The organism is Planomonospora algeriensis, from assembly GCF_977012225.1.
Window position 1 is genome coordinate 1 of sequence record NZ_CDRNDK010000956.1, and the last position, 907, is coordinate 907.

Consider the following 907-nt stretch of genomic DNA (forward strand, 5'->3'; position numbering starts at 1 on the left):
GGCGCGATCAGCGCGGGCCGGCCGGCCGGGGTGTCCGCCTCCAGCCCCGCCGAGCTGGCCGTGAACCACCTGCCGTTGTGCAGGACGACCTGGTGCAGCCAGCTGCGGCCCGGTTCCCGCATCGTCGGCCGGACCACGCCGCCGGGGTCGACCAGGCACAGCACCTGCCACGGCCGGAAGTCCTGGTGCCGGTTGGCGAACAGCGGCTTGTTGCTGCTGAACTGCCCGAGCACCACGGTGCAGCCGGGCGCCCCGGCCGAGAGCGCCGGGTCGGTGCCGCTGGGCGAGTCCTGGTCGACCAGCCGTCGCACCCTGTTGTCCTCGTTCACGAACCACTGGGCGTAGGGGCCGAGGTCGCGCGGCTGGGGCTCCTGGAAGAAGAAACCGCCCCCCAGGTCGATCTCGATCATCGCCAGCTGCCCGGTCTCCCCCCACGGCAGGCCCACCGCCGCGTCGACCGCGACGGTCTGCCGGGACTGGTAGAACACCCACCCGGTACGGCCGTGCGCCAGCACGGTCGGATTGCTCCAGCTCTGCAGCGGATGGGTGGAGCGGATGCCCAGCTCGGGAGTGAGCGCGCGTACCAGGAGCCGCGCCGGTCCTACCTGCTCCGTGGTGACGACGCCCTCGCCCGAGGCGGCCCACTCCACCAGCCGGCCGAAGTGGAGCTCGCGGTCGTGGCGGCCCTCCACGCCGTCGAGCCTGCGCAGGAAGTGGCCGCCCTCGAACGCCTGGTGGACAAGGACCCGGCCGCCCGCGGCCCGCGCCTCCAGCACGTGGTCCATCACCTTCTCGACGCCCTTGACCGTAGGCCCGTCCACGGCCGGGGCTCCGCCGGAGGCGCCCGGTGCCCGGCGGGCACGTGCATCGGCCCGGTGGAGGACCGGTGCCCTGCGGCCGGGTCCCC

1 protein-coding gene is annotated in these 907 nt (G+C 74.3%); it reads right to left on the minus strand.

Annotated elements, in window-relative coordinates:
- On the minus strand, nt 1-821 hold an 821-nt coding region (locus tag ACWJ6R_RS37155; RefSeq protein ID WP_449066674.1), incomplete at its 3' end, for a hypothetical protein.
- Nucleotides 822-907 lie beyond the last annotated feature (86 nt).